19 protein-coding genes are annotated in these 24,594 nt (G+C 43.5%); 18 read left to right on the top strand and 1 reads right to left on the bottom strand.

Annotation, left to right across the window (positions count from 1 at the left end; all coding sequences use genetic code 11):
- The 15 genes from cysD (at position 1) to OW255_RS14505 (ending at position 17,436) form a co-directional block, all read left to right on the top strand.
- Complete coding sequence (cysD, locus tag OW255_RS14575) at positions 1-903, top strand: sulfate adenylyltransferase subunit CysD (RefSeq protein WP_024838380.1); 903 nt, start codon at positions 1-3, stop codon at positions 901-903.
- Complete coding sequence (locus OW255_RS14570; RefSeq protein WP_024838379.1) at positions 904-2,595, top strand: sulfate adenylyltransferase subunit 1; 1,692 nt, start codon at positions 904-906, stop codon at positions 2,593-2,595.
- Between the two features lie 106 nt (positions 2,596-2,701).
- Positions 2,702-3,232, top strand: coding sequence for a CDP-alcohol phosphatidyltransferase family protein (locus OW255_RS14565; RefSeq protein WP_268114470.1), 531 nt, complete (start codon positions 2,702-2,704; stop codon positions 3,230-3,232).
- A gap of 179 nt (positions 3,233-3,411) precedes the next feature.
- Complete coding sequence (locus OW255_RS14560; protein WP_268114469.1) at positions 3,412-5,418, top strand: methyl-accepting chemotaxis protein; 2,007 nt, start codon at positions 3,412-3,414, stop codon at positions 5,416-5,418.
- Between the two features lie 173 nt (positions 5,419-5,591).
- Complete coding sequence (locus OW255_RS14555) at positions 5,592-6,983, top strand: efflux RND transporter periplasmic adaptor subunit (RefSeq protein ID WP_268114468.1); 1,392 nt, start codon at positions 5,592-5,594, stop codon at positions 6,981-6,983.
- Positions 6,984-6,996: 13 nt separating this feature from the next.
- Positions 6,997-7,791 (top strand): ABC transporter ATP-binding protein, encoded by a 795-nt coding sequence (locus OW255_RS14550; protein ID WP_081752418.1) that lies wholly within the window; start codon positions 6,997-6,999, stop codon positions 7,789-7,791.
- Positions 7,781-8,989, top strand: coding sequence for an ABC transporter permease (locus OW255_RS14545; protein ID WP_024838374.1), 1,209 nt, complete (start codon positions 7,781-7,783; stop codon positions 8,987-8,989). The genes OW255_RS14550 and OW255_RS14545 overlap by 11 nt, the downstream gene beginning before the upstream one ends.
- A 14-nt stretch (positions 8,990-9,003) precedes the next feature.
- On the top strand, positions 9,004-10,215 hold the full coding sequence (locus OW255_RS14540) for an ABC transporter permease (protein WP_268114467.1): 1,212 nt from the start codon (positions 9,004-9,006) through the stop codon (positions 10,213-10,215).
- A 166-nt stretch (positions 10,216-10,381) separates the two neighbouring features.
- Positions 10,382-10,810 carry a hypothetical protein gene (locus tag OW255_RS14535; RefSeq protein ID WP_024838372.1) on the top strand — a complete coding sequence of 143 codons (429 nt, stop codon included), beginning with the start codon at positions 10,382-10,384 and terminating at the stop codon, positions 10,808-10,810.
- Positions 10,807-11,754, top strand: a complete 948-nt coding sequence (locus tag OW255_RS14530) for a hypothetical protein (protein WP_024838371.1) — start codon at positions 10,807-10,809, stop codon at positions 11,752-11,754. Before OW255_RS14535 ends, OW255_RS14530 begins: the two co-directional genes overlap by 4 nt.
- 27 nt (positions 11,755-11,781) lie before the next feature.
- Complete coding sequence (gene cdaA, locus OW255_RS14525) at positions 11,782-12,654, top strand: diadenylate cyclase CdaA (RefSeq protein ID WP_024838370.1); 873 nt, start codon at positions 11,782-11,784, stop codon at positions 12,652-12,654.
- Positions 12,632-13,978 (top strand): CdaR family protein, encoded by a 1,347-nt coding sequence (locus tag OW255_RS14520; protein WP_268114466.1) that lies wholly within the window; start codon positions 12,632-12,634, stop codon positions 13,976-13,978. Before cdaA ends, OW255_RS14520 begins: the two co-directional genes overlap by 23 nt.
- 55 nt (positions 13,979-14,033) lie before the next feature.
- A complete protein-coding gene (locus OW255_RS14515; protein ID WP_024838368.1) occupies positions 14,034-14,297 on the top strand; it encodes an HPr family phosphocarrier protein in 264 nt (87 codons plus the stop codon).
- 34 nt (positions 14,298-14,331) lie between these two features.
- Positions 14,332-16,047 carry a phosphoenolpyruvate--protein phosphotransferase gene (gene ptsP, locus OW255_RS14510; protein ID WP_268114465.1) on the top strand — a complete coding sequence of 572 codons (1,716 nt, stop codon included), beginning with the start codon at positions 14,332-14,334 and terminating at the stop codon, positions 16,045-16,047.
- Positions 16,048-16,143: 96 nt separating this feature from the next.
- The gene (locus OW255_RS14505; RefSeq protein ID WP_024838366.1) at positions 16,144-17,436 is read left to right on the top strand and encodes an O-antigen polymerase; all 1,293 of its coding nucleotides are present in this window, start codon (positions 16,144-16,146) and stop codon (positions 17,434-17,436) included.
- 86 nt (positions 17,437-17,522) lie between these two features.
- On the opposite strand, the gene OW255_RS14500 is transcribed toward OW255_RS14505, so the two are convergent.
- Positions 17,523-18,374, bottom strand: a complete 852-nt coding sequence (locus OW255_RS14500; RefSeq protein ID WP_268114464.1) for an AraC family transcriptional regulator — start codon at positions 18,372-18,374, stop codon at positions 17,523-17,525.
- Positions 18,375-18,519: 145 nt separating this feature from the next.
- On the opposite strand from OW255_RS14500, the gene OW255_RS14495 reads away from it, so the two are divergent.
- The 3 genes from OW255_RS14495 to OW255_RS14485 all read left to right on the top strand — a co-directional run bounded on the left by OW255_RS14495 (position 18,520) and on the right by OW255_RS14485 (position 24,565).
- The gene (locus OW255_RS14495) at positions 18,520-19,542 is read left to right on the top strand and encodes a D-alanine--D-alanine ligase family protein (protein WP_268114463.1); all 1,023 of its coding nucleotides are present in this window, start codon (positions 18,520-18,522) and stop codon (positions 19,540-19,542) included.
- Positions 19,539-20,399, top strand: coding sequence for a diaminopimelate epimerase (dapF, locus tag OW255_RS14490; RefSeq protein ID WP_024838363.1), 861 nt, complete (start codon positions 19,539-19,541; stop codon positions 20,397-20,399). The genes OW255_RS14495 and dapF overlap by 4 nt, the downstream gene beginning before the upstream one ends.
- A gap of 347 nt (positions 20,400-20,746) precedes the next feature.
- Positions 20,747-24,565 (top strand): EAL domain-containing protein, encoded by a 3,819-nt coding sequence (locus tag OW255_RS14485; RefSeq protein ID WP_268114462.1) that lies wholly within the window; start codon positions 20,747-20,749, stop codon positions 24,563-24,565.
- The last annotated feature ends 29 nt before the right edge of the window (positions 24,566-24,594 follow it).

Here is a 24,594-nt window from a genome sequence, read left to right as displayed (position 1 = left end):
ATGAGCAGATTATCACATCTGGATGAGCTGGAAGCAGAGGCCATCTATATCATCAGGGAGGTTGCGGCAGAATGTGAGAAGCCGGTAATGCTTTATTCCATAGGTAAGGACAGTTCGGTCATGCTTCGGCTTGCCATGAAAGCATTTTATCCCGAAAAGCCCCCCTTTCCCTTTCTGCATGTAAATACCACCTGGAAGTTTAAGGAAATGATAGAGTTCAGGGACAGGACCGCCAAAGAGCTTGGAATTGAAATGCTTGAATACATCAACGAGGAAGGGGTAAATAATGGCATAAATCCCTTTGATCATGGTTCCTCCTATACGGATATTATGAAAACCCAGGCTCTTAAACAGGCGTTAAATAAATATGGATTCACCGCCGCCTTTGGAGGCGGAAGACGGGATGAGGAAAAAAGCCGTGCCAAAGAGAGAATCTTCTCCTTTCGGAATGCCTCTCACGCCTGGGATCCTAAAAATCAAAGGCCGGAGATGTGGAAGCTTTATAATACGGAAATAAACAAGGGAGAAAGCATTCGTGTATTCCCTATATCCAACTGGACGGAAACGGACATCTGGCAGTACATAAAACAGGAAGAAATCCCTATCGTTCCCCTTTATTTTGCCGCCGAGAGGCCTGTGGTGGAACGGGATGGAAACCTTATCATGGTAGATGATGACCGTATGCGGTTAGAGCCGGGGGAGGTTCCTCAGTTAAAGCCGGTCCGTTTCCGGACATTGGGCTGTTATCCCCTTTCCGGTGGCGTCTTGTCTCAGGCCTCTACCTTAGATGAAATCATAGAAGAGACATTAAGCTCCGTAGAATCAGAAAGAACCAGCCGTGTCATCGACAAAGACGGTGGCGGGGCGAGTATGGAAAAAAGGAAGAGAGAAGGGTATTTCTAAATGAGTGGATTGCTAAAATTTATTACATGCGGCAGTGTAGATGATGGGAAATCAACACTGATCGGGCATATTTTATATGATTCCAAGCTGCTTTATGCAGACCAGGAAAAGGCACTGCTTCTTGATAGTAAGGTTGGTTCCAGAGGTGGAGAAATAGATTATTCCCTCTTATTAGATGGCTTGATGGCAGAAAGGGAGCAGGGAATTACCATTGATGTTGCTTATCGTTATTTTACGACGGAACGCAGGAGCTTTATCGTAGCCGATACTCCAGGCCATGAGGAATATACGAGAAATATGGCAGTAGGAGCTTCCTTTGCCAATCTGGCAGTAATTTTAGTAGATGCCAAGCAAGGCGTCCTGGTACAGACAAGGCGCCATTCACGGATTTGTGCCTTAATGGGAATCCATCATTTTGTCTTTGCGGTCAATAAGATGGATTTAGCTGATTACCAGGAAGAAAGATTCAACGAGATAAAGAAGGAAATCCTTGCGCTTTCTAAAGAGCTGTCCCTGAAAAACATCAAGATCATACCGGTCAGTGCAACGGAAGGAGATAATGTAACAAAAAGATCAGACCGTATGGACTGGTACCAGGGTGAGACTCTGATGGAGCATTTAGAAACCGTGGATATATCTGAGAGCGAAAATCTTGATGATTTCTATCTGCCGGTGCAAAGAGTATGCCGCCCGAATCATGAATTCAGAGGATTTCAGGGACAGATCGAGTCGGGCAAGGTGAAAACCGGTCAAAAGCTTTACTCACTGCCAGGCAGTGAAAGCGCCAGAGTAGAGCGGATTCTTGTTGGGGATAAGGAGGTTTCGGAGGCATTTTACGGGCAGGCGGTTACCATTCAGCTGGACCGGGAAGTGGATGTGAGCAGAGGCTGTGTTCTCACGGACAATGAGTCCCTTCCGATTGGAAAGAATATAAAGGCTTCTCTGCTTTGGATGGATGATGAGCCTTTAAGTGCGGCCAAGAATTATCTCATTAAGCTTGGGACGAAGCGGCTTCCCGCCATTATTAAAAAGATTGAATATAAGGTTGATGTCAACACCGGTGAACATATAAAAACGGACAGAGGAGTTAAAAATGAAATCCTGTTTTGTGAAATCGAATGTTCCGAGAATGTTGTGGCAGATTTATTTAAAAATCATAAGACTCTTGGTGAGCTGATTCTCATTGACCGTTTAAGCCACATGACATCTGCCTGCGGAGTGGTTGAGCATGTGGAATGCCAAACGAAAAAGCCGTATTTTGAAAAGGATTCGATCTGGGCAGAGGGCTACATATTTGAAGAATTTTACTTTAATCTGGAGCATGCATTCCTCTCAAAGCCAAATTCCGCAGATACGACCTACCATGTGGGGGATGCCGTTCCAATAAAGGGTGATAGCTTTCACTATCCGGAATACTTTGATATCATTGATGTTGAGCGTTCTGCAGCAATTCTCATCCGCGGTGCTTTTATAAAGGACATCATAAGCCTGACGGAATATGAATATTCCGGTCTTCCCGTTCTGGATGAAAGAGGTTTTGCCCTTTTAGTGACCTCCAAAAAAGATGTGGACCGTTTCTTTAAGGAGTATAATTTGCTGGAAAAGGATAACAGAGTAGCATTTGTAAATAAATGGTCTAAATTCGAGACTTATAGAAGTGTGGTATGTAACGATAATTACTGGATGATTTAAGTGCCAGTCAGAGAGAAACTTTACTTCCTATTTCTGTTATATGAACGTATAATAGAAAGGGAAGTATAGATTCCTCCTGGCAGCAGGAGGCAAAAAGGAAACAAAGATGAAATATATTCCGAATACCTTATCTGCAATGAGAATCCTGTTATCTCTCCTCCTTCTCTTGACCCGGCCTCTCTCGACCGGTTTTTTTGCAATTTATTTTATGTGCGGGCTGAGTGATATGCTTGACGGGTATTTTGCCAGAAGATTTGGAGCTTCCAGTAAGTTTGGTGCGGCCCTTGACAGCCTGGGTGATTTTATCATGATCCTTATCGTACTTTATATGATGTTTCCGTACCTTGATCTAACTTTAACTATTATACTGTGGATAGGAGCAATCGGAGGCATCCGGATTGCCTCGGGTATTGTTTCTTTACTTAAATACAAAACCTTTGTGTTTCTTCACACCTATGGAAATAAGGCAACAGGATTTCTGCTTTTTTGCTTTCCTCTGCTATTTATGTTCCTTGGAGTGGAAAAGGCAGCGGTCTTTCTTTGCATGACAGCAACCATTTCTGCTGTAGAGGAATTGCTCATACAAATCAAATCAAAAAAATTAAATCAGGATATTATCTCTATTTTTCATCTTTAACCCCCATAAGAACTTTTGAAAACAAATCAAACTTTTAAGAAAATTAGGACAAGTGCAACGAATTGTCATAAATTGTATCTTAATGGAAAAAATTGTCTATAACCAAGTTGACTTTTTCTTTTTCAGATGACATAATACTAGACATTGATTTATGCTATGATCGCAGAGAGGAAAGTCGTATGAAAAAAATTGAAACAAGAATCCTATTAATCATTGGAGGGGTTGTTATCTTCTTCATGATATGTACGGGTATTTTAATGATATCCTTTACCAGAAAGACAGTTATTTCTTCGGAGAGCAGCATAGCAGCGCTTTCTGCAGACAAGATGACGGTAGAGGCAGACAGCTATTTTAAAAGGTATATTTCCGTAGCCCAGCAGATGGCAAAAGATTACAGCGGTATGAATCTTCTTATGACCACCAGTTCCAGAGAAGAGTTAAAAAGCTCTCAGTACTGGCCGTCGACCTATGGCATGCTGAAGAAGACGATGGAGTCTGACGATGAGATTTTATCCGCATATTATGCAGATGCAGATACCAATATCGCCTTTGACGGAGGAGACTGGGTAGCAGATCCGGACTTCCGTTTAAATGAAAGGGATTATGTATTTAAAACAGATGACCAGCTGAAAAAAGGATACATAATTACGGAGCCATATGTGGATCTGGATACCGGAGAACAGGTAATCACCTTCTCGGCACCTGTTTATGATACTTCTGGTAACAAAATGTTAGGAGTTGCGGCTCTTGATGTAAAGCTCACAAACCTTACCAAGCAGATACAAAGTTATAAGTTATCTCATGAAAGCGGCCAGGTACGCCTCATCAGTACGTCTGGTATCATACTGGTAAGCCCTGACGAGAATGAGGTCTTAAAAAATATCAAAGAAATCGGACTCCCTGGGGAAATGATGGCAGACTATGAAAATCCGGGCAAACGTGTCATTACATATCATAATAAAGGGAATGTGGCCTGTGGCATTACACGAATGATCGACAGTGCGGACTGGAAAGCAATCGTTACTGTGGACCAGGCGGATTTTACCCGGGTGGCTTCCGCGGCAGGCGTAAGCATGACAGTTCTCTTTCTTCTTATTGGTGTTGTTTTGATAGTTACCATGTATATTGTGGCAAGAAGCGTCGCCAGACCTTTAAAGAATCTGACTAAGGTTACAGACCAGCTTGCAGCAGGCAATCTTTCCGTGGAAATATCCGTAAACAGCAAAGACGAGGTGGGGCAGCTTGCGGAGTCGTTAAAGAATCTGACAAAACGCCTGGTGACGTACATTGCATACATTGACGAGATATCCCATACCCTTGATGAATTTGGAAGAGGAAATTTTGTATTAAACCTGGCTCATAGCTATGAGGGAGAATTTTCAGCGGTAAAGGAGTCTCTTATGAGAACCTCAGATGTACTGAGATCCACCATCGGAGAGATTGCTTTAGTATCCCAGCAGGTATCAAGTGGTTCCGGTGAGGTGGCTAACGGCTCCCAGGCTCTGGCTCAGGGAACCATGGAGCAGGCAGGTGTTATGGATGAATTGTCCTTGACCATGGAGAAGATTTCTGTAAATATTACAAAGACGGCTGAAAACTCCGCTCAGGCAGAAACACGGGCCATTGCAGCAGGGGAAGCGGCAGATGAAAGCAGTCTACATATGAAGATGCTTCTGACTGCCATTGAAGATATCAATGAAAAGTCGTCTGAAATTGGTAAAATAATAAAGACCATTGAGGACATTGCTTTCCAGACGAACATACTTGCACTGAATGCTGCGGTAGAGGCAGCGAGGGCAGGAGAGGCAGGAAAAGGCTTTGCAGTGGTTGCAGATGAGGTGCGGAACCTGGCAAATAAATCAGCTCAGGCAGCTAAAAATACAGCACAATTAATTGACAGCTCCATACTATCTGTGGATCATGGTACAAAAATAGCCGAAGAGACAAGCCGAATTCTTGGAGAAGTACTTCTGGGAGTTGGCGATACCGTAGCCAGAATCAAGGAGGTATCCCAGGCTTCCTCGGAACAGGCGGAGTCCTTAAGCCATGCCCTTATGGGATTAGAGCAGGTAAATTCAGTGGTTCAGTCAAATTCTGCCACAGCGCAGGAAAGTTCAGCAGCCAGTGAAGAGCTTTCCGCTCAGGCAGGACTTTTGAAGGAACTTGCAAACAAATTTAAAATATAAGAAAAAAAGACTGTTTTGATGTCCCAAAAACCTGGGGATCAAAGCAGTTTTTTTTGCTAATCCATAAAAAGTATAAAAATTTAGAAAATTATAAGAAATTTATACTTAAAAAACCTCTCTTAAACCGCTATAATGAAACAAAGGAAATGGAATAAAGCAGGAGGGAAGAAAGAATGAACGTTTTTAAGCGAAAAGGCAAAGAAAATAAAGATGATACTCTGGAAATGGAATCCTTAAAGGAGCCAATGCCAGATGAAGTATTTGAACATGAGCTGCAGAACCTGTTGAAGGAAGACAGCGAGGGAAACCACAAAAAGAAAAAGGTGAGAAAAAAATGGAGTAAGAAACGAAAGATCATCACCATTGGAGCAGGTGCATTTTTTGGTCTGTTTCTCCTGTTTTCTATCTTTGGTGGGAAAAAGCAGGCAATGATTGTTCATACGTTTCCCTTGGTAAAAGGGGAAGTAGTAGAGGAATTATCGATTAGTGGTCCTGTTCAGGGAACAGACAGCGTAGAAGTTGTGTCTAATCTTCATGCTGAGATTCTGGAGCTTCCGGTAAAGGAAGGGGAAAAGGTTGAGAAAGGCCAGGTACTGGCGGTTCTCGATGATAAGGATGCCAAAAAAGAGCTGGATATCGCAAAGAATGCGTATGATCTGGCTGTCAGTACATATCAGGATCAGCAGACAGAGGCGGAGAATGGCTATGCGAAAGCAAAGCAGGACTATGATACCGCTAAAATCAATTATGACAGAACTCTGACTCTGTATCAGGCAGGAAGCGCGTCCCAGGTAGAGATGGAAACAGCCTCTAATACCATGAATGACGCCAAACGCCAGCTAAGTAAATTCACCTTAAAAAACGGCAAGCCAATAGCCAACGAATCTTACACACTTCAAATAGAAAAAGCAGCCTTTGAGGTGGAGCAGAAAACGGAAGCCTTAAACAATACAAAGGTCACCAGTCCTATTGCAGGAACCGTGGTTCGTGTCAATTGTAAGGTAGGCCGGTTCGCTGATAAAACAGACGACGATAAGCCAATGTTCATCATCAACAATCTGGATGTTCTGGAGATGAAGATCAATGTCAGCGAGTATTCCATTGGTAAAGTGTCCATAGGACAGCCGGTAGAAATCACCGCTGATATCTTAGGCACTGAATCCGTAAAAGGGGAAGTAAGCTCTATCTCTCCAACCGGAGAGGAAAAGGGCAATGGTTCCACAGAGCGAGTGATTCCTACCACAATCCGAATCATTGACCAGAACAGCCGTCTGATCGCCGGAATCACCGCTAAGGCAAAGATTGAACTGAATAAAGCGGAAAATGTATGGACCGTTCCATTTGCTTCTGTGATTCAGAACCCGGACGGAACCATGGCAATTGCAACCGTGGAGAATAATGTTGTAAAGATGATACCTGTTAAGAACGGAGTGGAAAGTGATATCCAGACTGAGATCATTCCGGAAGAAGAAGGTGCCCTTAAGGAAGGGATGCAGGTAATTGATGCACCAACCGAACTCTTAGAGGATGGTACGACGGTGGTAGTGGCTCCGTCCGGTCAGTAAAGGGGGAGGCAGCATGTGGAAATGGAAAAAGAACACTCCTCCTCATGGAACAGAGTACATGGGAGAGGACTTAATAAAGCTTGTGGATATGGTAAAGGTTTATGATACCGGAACCATTAAAGTATTAGGACTAAAAAGGGTAAATTTAACGATTAAGCGGGGAGAGTTCGTAGCAATCATGGGACAGTCCGGATCTGGAAAGTCTACTCTTATGAATGTATTAGGCTGCCTTGACCGTCCTACCATGGGCCATTACTATTTAGATGGCATTGATACAGCCAATCTTTCCCCCGACGAGCTATCAGCCGTTCGTAATCGTAAGATTGGATTCGTGTTCCAGTCGTTTAACTTAATATCACGTACCTCATCCTTAAAGAATGTGGAGCTTCCCATGACCTATGCCCATGTTTCTCAAAAGGTGAGAGAGAAAAGGGCTATGGAGCTTTTAGACAGGGTAGGACTTGGAAGCCGGCATGAGCACATGCCTAATGAGCTTTCAGGCGGACAGCGGCAGAGGGTGGCAATTGCAAGAGCGCTTGCCAATGAGCCTCCCCTAATCCTTGCCGATGAGCCGACGGGAAACTTGGATACGGCTTCTTCCATAGAAATCATGGAGCTGTTTTCCCAGCTCCACAAAGAAGGGGCAACGGTGGTTGTGGTCACTCATGAAGAGGATATTGCAGCATTTACAGAGAGGGTCATACGATTCAGGGATGGGGAAATGGTCAGCGATACGCGAAATGAACCTCAGAACCTGACCGTGGAAGAAGCTGTTAGAATGCAGAAAGAGGGGCGCCATGCTGATTGAAAATATGAGTATGGCATTCCACGCCATACGGGCCAATAAGATGAGATCCTTTCTTACCATGCTTGGTATCATCATTGGAATTGGAGCAGTCATTGCCATTGCAGCCGTTGGTGACAGCATGAGAAATATGTTTACTGATGCTTATAAAGATGTAGGCCTTAACCGGGCTGTTGTTATGGTTTCCTGGCAGGTAGATACTTTCCGTATGTCGGATCAGTTTACAAGAGCTGAGATGGACCGGATCAAGGATATTTACAGTGACCGGATTGAGTATATTGATTCCAATGCGACTGAGAGGACCGAGGCGATCAATGGCCGCAGAAAAGTCTCTTACGAGTTTCAGGGAGTGGATTACAATTACACCGATGTGCAGCCTACGAATATTATTTATGGCAGATTTCTAAATGAAGCGGATGTAAAAGGGGCTGCCAATCACGTTGTTCTGGAAGACAAAGGAGCCATAAAATTATTTGGCACAGCAGATTGTGTTGGAAGAACCTTTCGAATGACCATAAAAAAGAGTACACAGGAATATAAAGTGGTTGGAGTCTATCACAAGGATCTGTCTCCTATGGTGGCCATGATGATGGGAAAGGGGCAGACCCAGTCTGGTTTTATCCCGGATACCGTTTTGACAAAATCCAACGATACCTTTCAGGCCGTCAATCTCTATTCCCGTCCCGGTACCAACATGAGACAGCTTATGATCGATATGAAACAGTACGTAGCTAAGCTGAAAGGCCGTCCGGAATCTGAAATTATGGCTCAGTCCGCAGTGGAGCAGATGGGAACCATGGATGCTCAGCTGGGTGCCATGTCAGCAGCGGTTGGAGGAATTGCAGCCATTTCCCTGCTGGTAGGCGGCATCGGTATCATGAATATTATGATGGTATCGGTAACAGAGCGTACCAGAGAGATTGGAATACGAAAGGCTCTTGGAGCCAGAACAAAGGATATTATGATCCAGTTTTTAACGGAATCAGCCCTCATGTCTGCCTGCGGAGGTATCATTGGAGTCATTCTCGGATTATCCCTGGTAAAAGTGGGAGGAATCCTTTTGCAGATGACAGTCGTGGTGAATCCTGGTGTTGTAATTCTTGCTGTAGGCTTTTCCGCGCTGGTGGGTATTTTCTTTGGACTTTATCCGGCATCCAAAGCAGCCAAAGCAGATCCCATTGAAGCACTGCGATTTGAATAGAAGGAGGAAGCATCATGTTGTTTGAAAATATGTCAATGGCCGTTCATGCAATTAAGGCCAACAAGATGCGTTCCTTACTGACAATGCTTGGAATCATTATAGGTATCGGCGCAGTCATTGCCATTGTCTCCATCGGAGATACCATGCGCTATATGGTATCAGATCTCTATAAGAATGTAGGAACCAACATGGCTTATATTTATGTATGGCCAAAGGATGGGGACGATATGAGAGATGGGGATTACTTTAAGCTGGATGAGTTTGATCGAATCGAAGAGGCTTTTAAGGACGACATCATATATCTGGATAGTGAACCAACTGTTTCGGGTGAAGCTGTCCATGGACGCAATAAAATCAAGTATAATTTTGAAGGAATAAAAGAAAGTTATTCCACGGTAAAGAAAATCAATATGATCTATGGACGCAATATCAATGAAAGTGACATTAAGGCCAGAAAAAACAATGTTGTTTTAGAGGCAAGCGGAGCCAAGGATTTATTTGGAACTGAAAATGCAGTGGGAAAGACCTTCAGGACTACCATAAACGGTGAGACCAGCTATTATAATGTGGTTGGAGTTTACCGGCTGGATCTGACTACGATAGAGAAAATGCTGAAGGGAGCCAGTACTACAAAAGAAGGGTATCTTCCGTACTCACTAATTGTCTGGCCCAATGATAATTTATATTCCCTTCGCCTGTATGCAAAAGAAGGCGTGGATATGGATGCCCTTTCTGATAAAATCACCTCCTATCTGGCAAGGACGAAAAACCGGGACAAAGAGGACATATACTTTAATTCCATCGCCAGTGAGATGAAGAGCGTGGATACGATCATGGGTGGATTATCAGCTGCGGTAGGCGGCATTGCGGCCATCTCTCTGTTAGTTGGCGGTATCGGTATCATGAACATCATGCTGGTATCTGTTACAGAGAGAACGAGAGAAATCGGCATTCGGAAAGCCCTGGGGGCAAAGACACAAGACGTTCTCATTCAGTTTCTTACGGAGTCAGCCATTCTTTCCGCATTTGGAGGAATTCTTGGAATCGCAGTGGGCGCAGGACTGGTATATTTAGGAGGAGCTCTTCTTGGGATGCACGTTGTCGTAAAGCCATCCGTCATATTAGTCGCGGTAAGTTTCTCCGCACTGGTAGGAGTGTTTTTTGGAATATATCCGGCTTCTAAGGCTGCAAATGCAGATCCAATCGACGCATTAAGATATGAATAAAACAGCGCAGCGGACTCGCTGCGCTTGTTTTTACCCAAATGATTTTATCCCTGTATGGAAATATCCGATTCATTACAAAATAAATAAAAATTCCTTATTTGGCTCGCAATGTCAAAAGTTCTATGCTATAATAAGTTGATATCTTATGGTATAGTGAGGAAACCATATGCTTAGTGAAGAGAAAATAAAAATAATGACAAGTCTTGCCATGTTTGAAAAGCATGAAGCTAAGAGGATATTTCCTGTGAACCGCTATTTTAAAGGTGATTACATCGGAAGCAGGCTGTTTCAGTCCTTTTTTAACTACACTCTGAGCTTTGTTTTATGCCTTTTTTTATGGGGACTGTATTATATGGAGCGGTGGCTCAGCACCATGGATGTGACTCGGCTGACCGGCGCCGGCATAAGGATTGGTATTATTTATGGCATTGGCCTGGCCATCTACTTGGGAATCAGCTTTCTTATTTACAGGAAACGGTATGAATATGCCGTCCGGGGAGGAAAAGTGTATCTTTCTAAGTTAAAACGGCTGGACAAGCGATATGAAGGAAATACCAGACCTTTAAAACGAACTAAAGGAGGGCGGACATCATGATGGGCCTTCTTGTGTTAAAAGAGCGGCTGAAAGGATTTTATGCCAGGTTCGATATCTATGTAAATCCTTTAATCAAATTTATATTCAGCTGCATGGCATTTTTTCTGATGAACGGTAATATCGGTTTTTCATCAAAGCTTACAGAGCCTTTTGTACCACTGGTTCTGGCTTTGTTATGCTCTTTTTTGCCTTATGGAGCGATCTCATTTCTGGCATCGGGCTTTATGCTCATTCATCTGTCGGGAATATCCATTGAAATCACTTTGGTAATGGCTATCTTTATTGTAGTAGTGGGACTTCTTTATTATGGATTTCAGCCGGGAGACAGCTATCTTCTGGTCTTAACGCCGATATTTTTCCTGCTTAAGATTCCGTATGCCATTCCCTTGATTGTAGGGCTTTCCGGTAGTGTGATTTCGGTCATTCCTGTGAGCTGTGGTGTATTTATCTACTATACACTTTTATATGTGAAGCAGAATGCAGGTGTTTTGACCAATGATATGTCAGTGGATGAGGTTCAGAAGTTCATGCAGATCATGAACAGTCTTTTGGGGAATAAGCAGATGCTTCTCATGGTAGGGGCCTTTGCCCTTGCTCTGGTGGTTGTAGTGATTGTAAAGAATCTTTCCGTGGATTATTCCTGGATGATAGCGATCATCGCCGGAACCATTACTCAGCTTGGTGTTATATTTATTGGAGATATTGCACTTGATGTATCGGTTTCTGTTATCGGTCTGCTGCTGGGAATGCTTGCCTCCATATTAATTTCAGTTATTTATACATTTTTTGTATTTGCGGTGGATTATTCCCGCACAGAATACGTACAATTTGAAGATGATGATTATTATTATTACGTCAAGGCGGTTCCCAAGCTGACTGTCAGCACGCCGGATGTAAAAGTTCAGAAAATAAACGCCACAAAACTCCAAAGACCGCAAAGGTAGTGAAGGAATAAAAGGGAGGTGGTTTGGATGGCAAATTTTCTAGAAGGGATGTATTCCTGGGTATCATTTATTCCCAGAATTTCAAAGACAAACCTGGTTGAGATTGTGATTATAGCTGTGCTGCTGTATGAGGTCCTGACCTGGATTATGAATACGAGAGCATGGACACTGCTAAAGGGAATCGTAGTAATTCTTCTTTTCTATGTCTTTGCCTATGTGTTCCGGTTGGATAATATTTTTTGGATTTTAAATAAAATTGCAACTCCTGCCGTTACGATGGCAATTGTTATCTTTCAGCCGGAGCTTCGTAAGGCTCTGGAGCAGTTAGGCAGCAAGAATCCATTTACAGGCATCCTGACCTTTGATGACGGAAGAGACAATTCTGCATTTACCGAAAAGACCATCAATGAGGTAGTGAAGGCTACCTTTGAGATGGCTAAGGTTAAGACAGGCGCTCTTATGGTCATTGAACGCGGGGATTCCTTAAAGGAGATCGAACGGACAGGAATTGAAGTGGGCGCTATTGTCAGCAGCCAGCTTCTCATTAATATCTTTGAGCATAATACACCCCTTCACGATGGAGCGGTGGTAATCCGGGGGAACCGGGTAGCGGCTGCCACCTGTTACCTTCCTTTATCTGACAACATGACCATAAGTAAGGACCTGGGAACAAGACACAGGGCAGCTCTTGGCGTCAGTGAGGTCAGTGACAGTGTTACCATCGTAGTTTCTGAGGAGACCGGTCGTGTGACAGTGGCCCTTGAGGGCGGCTTGAAGCGGATTCTTGACGCAGATGGACTGCGTTCTGTATTAGCAGGTGTAAAGCAGTCAGAGGAGGAAGGAAGCAGATTCAGATTATTGAAGGGAAGGCGGAAGAATGAAGGAAAAGCTACTAAATAATCTTGGACTGAAAGTCGCATCCCTGGTACTTGCTTTTGCCGTATGGATGGCGATTGTCAATATCTCAAATCCCATTATCGACGATTCCCAGCTTGTTACCGTGGAGGTGCGTAATGCTGAAACTCTGGCATCCAGAGACTTGACCTATGAGATTTTAGGTAAGGATGTAGTTACCGTCAGCTACCAGGTAAGAACAAGGGATCGTTCTCTTGTGAAAGCTTCGGACTTTCATGCTTATGTGGATTTAAATGATTACAATGTTACAGGTGCCGTTCCTATCACGGTAGAAATCAATAAAGACAAGGAAAACCTGGTAAAAAGTGATGCAATCACTGCAAAGCCCATGGTAATCCGGATTAAAACAGAGGCCTTACAGCGCAAGCAATTTGATCTTCAGGTCAATACAAAGGGAACTCCGGAAGAAGGGTATGCCCTTGGAATCAGCAATCCGACACCCAGCTTTGTGACTGTAGAGGGACCGGAATCTTTGATTGGGCAGATCAGCCGAATGGGAGTGGAAGTGAACGTGGAGAATGCCAACGCGGATTTAAATGTAACCACGGCTCCTGTTTTTTATGATGCCAACGGCAACATACTGGATTTGGGAAATAAAGTTACCGTCAGTCCTCACGAGATTGAATGTCATATATCTGTGCTCAAGGCCAAGAACATTGCCTTGAATTTTGAGGTATCTGGAAATGTAGCCAATGGATACCGATATACCGGTGTGGAGAGCAGTATAAAGAGCGTACCGGTCGTAGGAACAAAATCAGTGCTTGCCTCCTTAAGCACACTGTCTATCACCTCAGATAAGCTGAATGTTGACGGTGCTACAGGGGATAAAGTCATTGAACTTGATTTAAGCCAATATCTTCCACCCAATACTTCTGTGGTTGGAAATGCATATAAGAACGTCACAGTGAAATTAAAAGTGGAGCCGCTCATCACCAGGGCATTCAGCCTGGATCTGGATACACTGGATAAAAAGGGAATGGATGCAGATTATAATTATACCTTTGATAAGGAAACCTCTGATGTAACTCTAAGGGGCCTTAAGGAGGATTTGGATTCTCTTGATATCAAGAAGCTTAATGCCATTCTTGATGTGACGAATTTCCACTCTGGGCAGAATCAGGGAGTTTTAAAATTCCAGATTCCAGGTGGATTTGAGATGGTTGGTTATACACCGTTTGTTGTAGTGCTTACTCATAAGGAGCCGGCAAACAGTACTGTTGAAAGTACCACAGCAGCCACAACGCCTACGACAACGACCACCACTACCACTACCACAGCAGCAACGACAGAAGCGGCCGGGCCGCAATAGATAGGCTGTTCCTCTTTCCAGGGAGCAGTGTGATAATTAAAGGGAGGAATTCAGTATGGTCAGTGCTAAAGTTGCTATTAAGAATCCTACTGGTCTGCACTTGAGGCCGGCAGGAATTCTTTGTAGGGAAGCCATGAACTTTAACTCAACAGTCAGTTTTCGTTTTAAGAATACGACTGCCAATGCAAAAAGCGTGCTTAGTGTGTTGGGCGCCTGTGTAAAAAGCGGGGATGAGATAACCTTTGTCTGCGAGGGGGAAGATGAAGAGGAAGCTCTGGCTGCCATGGTCAAGGCCGTTTTAGAGGGCCTTGGCGAATAGATCAAGCTACATTAATTAATAAGGAGGAAGTGTAATGTTGAAAGGAACAAGCGCATCTGCGGGAATCGGCATTGGGAAAGCCGTTATCGTAGAAGAAACAGAACTTATTATTAGTAAAACTCCAGTAGAGGATGCAGAAGCAGAAAAAAGCCGTTTTCAGTCAGCGGTCAAGCTGGCTATGGAACAGACAGAAGCTTTGGCAAAGGATCTGGCAACAAGAGTAGGGGAAAAGGAAGCTGAAATTTTAAATGGACATATTCTGCTCCTTTCCGATCCGATGCTGGTAGGAGAGATTGAAAGTACAATATCTGGGGAGAATGTTGTAAGTGAATATGCGGTGGAGGCTGTATGCAACACATATGCAGATATGTTTGCATCTATGGGAGACGAGCTTATGCAGCAGAGAGCAACGGATATGCGTGACATTAAGACACGCATTCAGAAGATTCTTCTGGGTGTCAGCTCTGTCGATATCGCTGCACTTCCTATGGGAAGTGTTATTGTTGCAAAGGATTTAACACCTTCTATGACGGCTGGAATCAATCCGGCCAATGTTACTGGTATTGTAACAGAGCTTGGAGGTAAGACTTCTCACAGCGCCATTTTAGCAAGAGCTTTGGAGATTCCTGCTGTTGTGGCATTGGAAGGCTTTTTGGGGAAAGTGACTGAGGGCGCAGATCTGGTATTAGATGGTTCCGATGGAACCGTATTCATAAATCCGGATGAATCCGTTAAGGCAGAATATGCGGCTAAAAGAGAAGCTTTCTTAAAAGAGAAGAAAGAGCTGGAGCAGTACATCGGAAAGCCTACCATCACAAAGGACGGCGTGACCGTAGAGCTGGTTGCCAATATTGGAAAGCCGGAAGACGTGGAAAAGGTGCTTCAGTATGATGGAGAGGGCGTGGGCCTTTTCCGTACTGAGTTCTTATTCATGGATCGTACCGCTATGCCTACAGAGGATGAACAGTTTGAGGCATATAAGAGAGTGGCATCTGCCTTAAACGGTAAGCCGGTTATTATTCGTACTCTGGATATCGGTGGGGACAAAGAGATTCCGTACATGGGCCTTAGTAAGGATGAAAATCCATTTTTAGGCTACCGTGCCATTCGTTTCTGTCTGGACCGGAAGGAAGATGTTTATAAGCCTCAGCTCCGTGCCCTCTTAAGAGCCAGCGCATTCGGAAATATCCGCATTATGGTGCCGATGGTTACCTGCCTGGAAGAAATCCGGGAAGCAAAGGCGCTTGTAGAAGAGATGAAAAAGGAACTGGATGAGAAGGGGATTGCTTACAAGAAAGATATCGAGATTGGTATCATGGTGGAAACAGCGGCAGCTTCTCTCATGGCAGATGTATTTGCAAAAGAGGTTGATTTCTTCAGTATAGGAACCAATGACCTTACTCAGTATACCATGTCCGTAGACCGTGGGAATGATAAGGTATCCTATCTCTACTCTCCATTAAATCCGGCAGTATTAAGAAGCATTCGCCATGTCATTGAGTGCGGCCGGAAAGAGGGCATCATGGTAGGCATGTGCGGAGAAGCAGCCAGTGATCCCACTATGATTCCTCTGCTTCTTGCCTTTGGTCTAAATGAATTCAGTATGAGTGCTTCTGCTATTTTAAATGCGAGAAAACTGATTACCGGTTACAGCACAAAGGAATTACAGGAAGTGGCGAATCAGGCGATGTCCTTTGCGACTGCAAAGGAAGTAGAAGATTTTATGAAAGAATTTATCAGCCGTTCTTAATAGATTTATAAATGGATGGGCAGCTGTCGCCAGGGCGTTGGCTGCCCTTTCCATAGAAAGAAAGCTTTGTTATTTTTTACCAAAGGGGATTACGTAATGAGTGTATATCTAATCGGTTATGCAGCGTCTTATTTGTTTGCAAGGGCAGGATTTTATTGGTTGTCAGGCCTGGTTTTAGTACTGACTGCTCTTTTTCTGTATTGGTATGATTATCGGAGAACCGAGAATATTGTTCATCTGAGAGGACTGTTTTCCCTGTTTTGGGTCGGCGGTCAGGGCATTGCTTGTTTGAAGCTTTCTGAGCTTTCCAGCGACTGGAGTATTATTACCTGGCTTTGCTTTTTGGTAGCGTTTCTGGGCTTCTGGGTATCCTTTGAATTTTTTGCACGAATGCAGGGCGTATCAGGTGGCCATCGTCCCAGCTGGTTTAGTTTTAAAGGCTATGAAAAGCCATTGTTTTATTCTATGGTACTGGTTACTGTGTTATCCCTTTTCGCATTCATTGCAGAAGCAGTATTACTGGGATTTATCCCGTTCTTTGTAAAGGGAGTGCCTCATGCCTATTCCACGTTTCATATCACTGGCATCCATTATTTTACCGTCCTATGTGTTCTCACTCCGGCCTTGTCCGTGCTCTATTTCTGCATTGAACAGGGGAGAAATGGAATCCGGCTTGTGATCGCGGTAATTATGGATATCATTGCCTGTGCAATTCCTGTTTTATGCGTATCCCGGTTTCAGCTGATCCTGGCAGTGGGGCTTGCGGTCCTCACCTATATTGCTATGGAGCACAGACTGAAAATTGCTTATGCAGCCGGACTGATGCTTGGAATGATTCCTATTTATGTGGTACTGACCATTGCAAGAGGGCATGATGTATCTTATTTAAATGGGATATTCCAGATGAAGAACAGTGGAATGCCTATTTTTATTACTCAGCCTTATATGTACATTGCAAACAATTATGATAACTTTAACTGCATGGTGGAATGGCTGCCTTCTCACACCTTCGGCCTTCGCATGCTGTTTCCTTTATGGGCGCTCACCGGACTTAAGTTCCTTGTCCCCGCACTTGTGGATTTCCCCATCTATGTGACCAAGGAAGAATTGACGACCGTGACACTTTTTTATGATTCCTTTTATGATTTTGGAATCTTTGGAGTTCTGCTCCTTGGATGTATTCTTGGAATCGCAGCATTTTTCCTTATGCGTATGGCGAAAAGAGTGCGCAATCCCATTGGTTATCTGTTTTATGCTCAGTTTGCCATGTATATGATACTGTCCTTTTTCACCACCTGGTTCAGCAATCCGGCAACCTGGTTTTACTTTGGATTTACTGGCGTATTGTATGTGTTTTGCTCCTGGAGAAACGATGGAAGACATGGATAAGCAGAATATATGTTAATAAAATATAAATATAAAAATAGCCTCGAGTGGTCAAGCCATTCGGGGCTATTTTTATCTGTAACAATTCCTCAAAAAAAGGACTGTTCTTTTATGGTTTCAGAAGGCGAGGCGTGAAACTGTTTTTTGTAGGCTCTGGAAAAGGTGGAGTAATTCTTAAAGCCGCTGTTAAAACAGGCCTCTGTTACAGAAACTCCTGTTTTTAACAGATCTCTGGCCAGTAGAAGCCGCTTTTCTGCAATATAATCAAACAGAGTGTATCCCGTCTCCTCCTTAAACAAGTGCATCAAATGATATCGGCTGATAAAACAGGATTCTGCAATGGAATCTACGGTCATATCATCTATTAAGTGGCTGTTAATGTAATCCATTATGGTTAAGATTCTCTTATCTGCCGTAGCGGGAGGGAGGTACTTTACCAGGTTGGTTAAGGAGGCTCTGTTAAGCTGGATCATAAACTCCAGAAAGACCACCTGACAATATAGGTCTCTGGCATAGCCATCATGGGTACAAGCGTACTCTAATTCTGTCACGGAACGATATAAACTGCTTTTATCCATGGAATGAAGCCGTAAAACATGAGAATGAAGTTCTTTGGATTTCTGAAAGCAGGCACTTAGATCATAGCTTTCTGATTTGTAGGCCTGTAAAAAACCAGGAGATAAGTATACGATAATTCTCTCATAGGGAACCGTGGGGTCAATATCCGGCTTGTGAATGTCGTTGTGGCTTACCAGCAAAACGTCGTAAGGCTCCAGCTTATAGGTACAGGCTTCAATTCGATAGGTCACATTTCCCTGTATGAAGATAATGATTTTATCAAAATCATGGTAGTGGTATTCAAAGTCCTGTTTCTTCGTATCGATGAGATGGAACAGCTTAAAGTCACTGTTTAAATATCCCCGTTTTTTGTAATTGTCCATGGATAAAAACCGCCTCCCTTCGTTTCTTTTATTTTACAACACAATCTGCAATATAAAAAGCATTATTTTAGTAGAAATGATGAATAGTGCTGTATATAATTAGAATATAAAACCAATGATCACAACAAGAAGAAGGTAGATTATATTGAAAATTGTAGTGCTGGCAGGTGGTTACAGCCCGGAACGGGACGTATCATTATCTTCAGGAGCCATGATAACCAATGCCCTGATGGAGAAAGGCCATGATGTTTGTCTCCTAGATTCTTACTTAGGAATTGCCGATGGAGAAGAGATACGGTTTCAAAGCCTGAACGATGGCGGGAACCATTATTATGAGATTGGGAAGGATGCCCCTGATCTGGAGCAATTGACAGATGCTTTTCATAGACGTGGCTTTATGGGAAACCGGGTGATAGAAGCCTGCAGTCTTGCAGATATTGTTTTTCTGGCCCTTCATGGAGGAGCCGGAGAGAATGGTCAGATACAGGCAGTTCTTGATGCCTATGGTATTTCCTATACAGGTACCGGATATGAAGGGTCTTTAAATGCCATGGATAAGCATATAGCAAAGCTTATGATGCGGGAAGCTGGGATACTTACTCCCGATTGGAAGGTGTATACAAAAGGAAAAAGAATAGAGCCATATACACTTCCCTGTGTGGTAAAGCCTTGTGGCTGTGGATCCAGTGTGGGCGTTGTCATGGTAGAGAATTTAAGCCAGTGGGAAGACGCGCTCCATGTTGCTTTTCAGTATGAGGAGCGGATCATGGCAGAAGCAAAGATAACAGGAAGAGAATTTTCAGTAGGAATTATGGGCAAAGAGGCATTGCCAGTCATAGAGATCATTCCTAACGAAGGGTTTTATGATTATGAAAATAAATATCAGCCTGGTAAGACAGAAGAGATCTGCCCGGCCCAGATAACGGAGGAAAAGGCAGAAGAGATGAAGCAGCTTGCGCTTTTGGTTCATGAGACTCTTTACCTGGGTTATTATTCCAGAGTTGATTTTTTAATGAAAGAGGATGGAAGTCTATATTGTCTGGAAGCAAATACTCTGCCTGGCATGACGCCATTTAGTCTCCTTCCTCAGGAAGCTTTGGCAGCCGGAATCACATATGCTGATTTATGCAACGAGATCGCGAAACACGGGAAAGGAGTTTTATCATGAATATAACGTTAGAAAAATACCATGGACTGGGGAACGATTATCTGATTTTTGATCCTAATAAAAACGAGCTGGAGTTGACAGAGGAAAATATCCGCTTGATCTGCAACCGAAATTTTGGAGTTGGATCAGACGGTCTTTTGGTGGGTCCTATCCTTGGCAATGACAAGCTGGAGGTAAAGATTTTAAATCCCGATGGAAGCGAAGCAGAAATCAGTGGAAACGGAGTCAGAATTTTTGGTAAATACTTAAAAGATGCTGGATACGTACAAAAAAATCGTTTTACGATCAATACATTAAGCGGACAGCAGACTATACAGTACTTAAATGAAGAAGGAACCAGGATAAAGGTTTCCATGGGGAAATTAAGCTTTTACAGCGATGAGATTCCTGTTACAGGACCGAGAAGAGAAGTTCTGAATGAGACTATGATGTTTGGCAGCATTCCCTACCGCGTCACTTGTGTAAACATAGGGAATCCACATTGTGTGATCTGGTTAAATGATATTTCCAAGGAACTGGTATGCCGGATTGGAAAGCATTCCGAATCCGCCGAGTGTTTCCCGGAAAAGATCAATACCCAGCTGTTAAAGGTCTTAGACCGTACCAATATAGAAATTGAAATTTATGAGCGCGGGGCTGGATATACCCTTGCTTCCGGGACCAGTGGCTGCGCCGCCGCCGGAGCAGCGTACCGCATGGGACTTACGGAGAGGAAGATGTATGTTCATATGCCAGGCGGTGTTCTTGAAGTGGAAATTGAGGAAGATGAAAATGTATTAATGACCGGTGAAGTGGGATATGTGGGCAGATTTACACTATCCCATGAGATGGCAGAGCAGCTTAAGGCTCTCCAGTAAAGCAGCTCATTTAATAGGATAGGAAAAATTAAACCAGCCATGGGAAAATCGGAGAAAACTCTGTAAAAACCCATGGCTGGTTTTTGTGTGCTCCCAATCAGAAAAAATCTTTTTATTTTCCTTCGCATGATATACATTATCTGCTGGATGCTTTAGTAGATTTTCGTATAGTTTTATTTGTATTTTTCTTATAAGTGTGTATAAAGGTGTATAAAACACGAAAATATTGCATAAAAATACTCATCAATCCCTTGTGGATTCTGTTGACGTAACCATCATTTTCATACTATAATATACAATAATTTAGTAGGTGCGTAGTTAATGAGATGCAGGAGAGGCGGGAATGTATGAATCAAATGTCGGCTGATAACGGAGAGGCCGGTATCTACATCATTGACCAGGAATACAGGATCATTTACATGAATGATATGGCAAAATCGTATTATCCCGATCTGAAAGCAGGTATGTACTGTTATGAAGAATTGGGAAAGAATTCTGTTCCCTGTAAGGTCTGTCCGGGAGCTGTAAATGATACCGGACAAGTGATATTTTATGATGCTGCCTCCAAGCTGTGGCTGAATCTATCCTCTGGCCTGATTGACTGGCCGGGATATGAGGGAAGCAGGTTGGTTATGTTCCGCCCTGTTGGGGAACAGAATAGAAACCTGTTTTATAGTCTTACGAATAACACAGCATATGAAGAATTATTTGAACTGAATCTGAATTCAAATTCATATAAGATCATCTTCTGTGAGAAAAATAAATTTAAGCTCCCTGCCGAAGAGGGGCAGCTGGTTCCTATGTATACAGAGGTGCTAAGAACCATGATTCACCCCAGTGACAGGGAAGAGTTTTTAAAATTCTGGGATCGTCCCACCTTACTGGATCGTCTGAATGAAAGTGAAAGAATTATAAAAGCAGAGTTTCGCAGACAGCTTTTGGATGGAAGCTACCATTGGGTCAGCCTGACCGTTGTATTATTTCTTGACGAATTACGGGATGAATCTCTGGTCATGTGTTATGTGAAGGACATAGACAGCTTAAAGAAGAAGGAAGAGGAGCAGAAACAGCAGCAGGAGAGAAGAGATGAAACAGATTCTCTGACAGGACTTTTAAGATATGGTCCATTCTTTGAAAAAGCCAGACTATTTTTGGAGCAGCGGCCCCAGGAACCTTTTTTCATGATTGCCATCGATATTGAGCATTTCAAGCTCTATAATGAATGGTATGGGGAAGATGAGGGGGACCGATTCTTAATTAAGATCAGCGAGTATTTAAGGATGATGGAGGCCACCCGGGATACCATCGCAGGCTATATGGGAGGCGATGATTTCGTCATTATTCAGCCCCAGGATTCAGAGCTTTTGCATCAGCTGGAGCAGGAGATTAACGGCTATGCCAGACAATTCGGCGGAAACGCCGGTTTTCTGCCGGCTTTTGGAATATACTGCATCGAGGATCGTCATTTGACGGTAAGCACCATGTACGACCGGGCAATTATCGCTCTGAATTCCGTTAAGGGCAATTATGCAAAACGGGTGGGCTGGTATGATCCTGGTATGAAACGTAAGATGGAAAATGACCAGGTCCTGCTGTCCGAGATACAAAGAGCCCTGGAGAACAAAGAGTTTATTTTTTATGCGCAGCCTCAGTGTAATATGCTGACCGGAAAAATCATCGGTATGGAATCTCTGGTACGGTGGGAGCATCCTACCCGAGGAATGATATCTCCCGGAGAATTCATTCCTTTACTGGAGCAGAACGGCTTTATCACCCATCTTGATGTCTATATCTGGGAGATGGTCTGCAAACAGCTTAGTAAGTGGATAAAGGCAGGAATTAAACCGATTCCTATTTCCGTTAACATGTCCCGTATGGATCTTTACGGCATTAACGTAGTTGAGACATTTAAGGGGCTGATAGAAGAATATGAAATTGACCCCAAATACCTTGAAATTGAGATAACGGAAAGTGCCTACGCCGAGGATTACGATTTGATCCGAAAGGTAGTTGAAGACTTAAGGAGGGCAGGATTTCCTGTATTCATGGATGACTTTGGCAGCGGTTATTCCTCCCTTAACATGCTAAAAGATGTGAACGTGGACGTAATCAAGATCGATACCAAGTTCCTGGATATGAACGAAAGCAGTATTAAGCGAGGAATGGGTATTCTTGAGACCATTGTAAGAATGGCCAGGGTCATGCAGTTTAAGGTGGTTGCAGAAGGAATTGAGGAGAAGGAACAGGCTGATTTCCTCATTAACATTGGCTGCATTTATGGACAAGGATATTATTACTATAAGCCCATGACCGTAACAGAGGTGGAGGCGCTTTTAAGAAATGACAACAATCTGGATTACAGAGGCATTCAGGCCCGTCAGATGAAGGAATTAAAGCTGGAGGATCTGTTTAACGAAGATATCACCAGTGAGGCTATGTTAAATAATATGCTGGGAGCCATTGCCCTGTATGAGGTTTATGAGGACCGCTGTGAGGTTTTAAGGGTTAATGAAGAGTATTACCGTATCACTGGAGATAATCCCGTGGATGCGGGAGAACGAAGACGATTTATGCTTCACAAGGTTTATAAGGATGACATTGACTGGGTCCTTAGGATTTTTGAGAATGCGTATAAGAATCCGGTACACGGGGCAGAAGGGATTTTCCGGCGTTACCGGTTAAGCGGAGAGCTTATGTGGGTGCATCTTAGGGTATTCTTCTTACGAGAGCAGGATGACCGGAGACTTTATTATGGAACCGTGCAGGATGCCACGGAGCAGATGGAACAGAGAAAAAAACTTGAGGATTCTCAAAAGATGCTCAGTGAAGTAATGAAGCTTGCCGGACGTAATCTCTCCTTTGATAACATGGCTCAGGAAAATCAATGGGCGGCAAGCGTTATCTTCGCTCAGGCGGCTCCGGGAGGTCTGGTTGGAATTTATTGCGAAAAGGAACTGCCGCTTTATTTTGCCAATAACGAGATGCTAAGTATGCTGGGTTACGATTCCTATGAACGCTTTACAAGGGATATTGGAGGAATGATGGTGGATATCATTCACCCGGATGACAGGATTCTTATTCGGGAAGTGATTCTTTGCTGCGATACCCCGGGCATGGAGTACGATCTCCGGCACAGGATCAGAAAACAGGACGGAAGCTATCTGTGGATCATGACAAAGGGACGTACGGTTCAGGCAGAGGATGGGCGTCTGGCAGTGGTAAGCGCTTGTATGGATATAACAAATACAGTGCTTGCAGAGCAGCAGATCAAGCATACGGTTGAAGTTTTGGAAAAAAAGGAGGACGAGCTTGATTTCCTAAGCTCTGGTATACCAGGCGGATACTTCAGATGCATCAAGAACAATGATATGACGTTTCAATACACAAGCTCCCGTTTTCATGAATTAACCGGCTTTGAAAGAGAAGAACTGGCATCCTGTTTTAAGGGAAGCTTACTTGAGATGATTCATCCCAATGACAGGGAAATGCTCCTTAAGATGTCAGAGGAATTAAGCCCTGGAAAAACCTTATGGGATTTTAAGTACCGGATTAAAATAAAGACAGGTTATATGACGGCTCTATCCAATTTCAGAATCTCTGCCAGGGATAATAGCACGTTATACGGCGTCATGGTGAACTTGGAAGAAATGGTGGCAAACCCTCAGATCTGGAACGAAAGCAAAGAAAATGTTCTTAAGCTTAATTCTCAGGAAATCTGGCTGCCATCGGAGGTAAGCGGATTTCTGGACCGCAGGAGATTTCAGGAAAGTCTAAAAATATATCTGGAACGTGACAGATTTCAGACGTGCTCTCTGGCTGTCTTTGAAATGAGCCGCCCAAAGGTCATAAACGGGCAGGCAGGAAAAGATGGAAAGACCTTGTTTTTAAAGCAGGTCAGTCGTTTGAAAGGCTTTTTCCGTCAGGAAGATCTTCTTTGCTTAAATGGTGGATATGAGGTTGTTGTACTGTGTAAAAACATCCGGGAAAGTGATATGGAGGCGAAGCTGAGCGGAATCATTAAGAACTTAAATCACGAGATGTCAGGAGACGAAAGACGGAACTTTCTTCCGGTAAGGGGAACCTTCGCCATGATCGGAATAAGGGAAAAGGAGTTTGCCAATAGCTTTAAGCAGGCAAGAAACGCCCTGGAAGATCATATAATTTAGTGAATTAAAGTGTTAAAATACATAGACCC

The organism is Lacrimispora xylanolytica (assembly GCF_026723765.1).
GTDB classification, from domain to species: Bacteria; Bacillota; Clostridia; order Lachnospirales; family Lachnospiraceae; genus Lacrimispora; species Lacrimispora xylanolytica.
The sequence above is the reverse complement of the archived record's forward strand: the minus strand, read 5'-3'. Positions and strand labels throughout refer to the sequence as shown.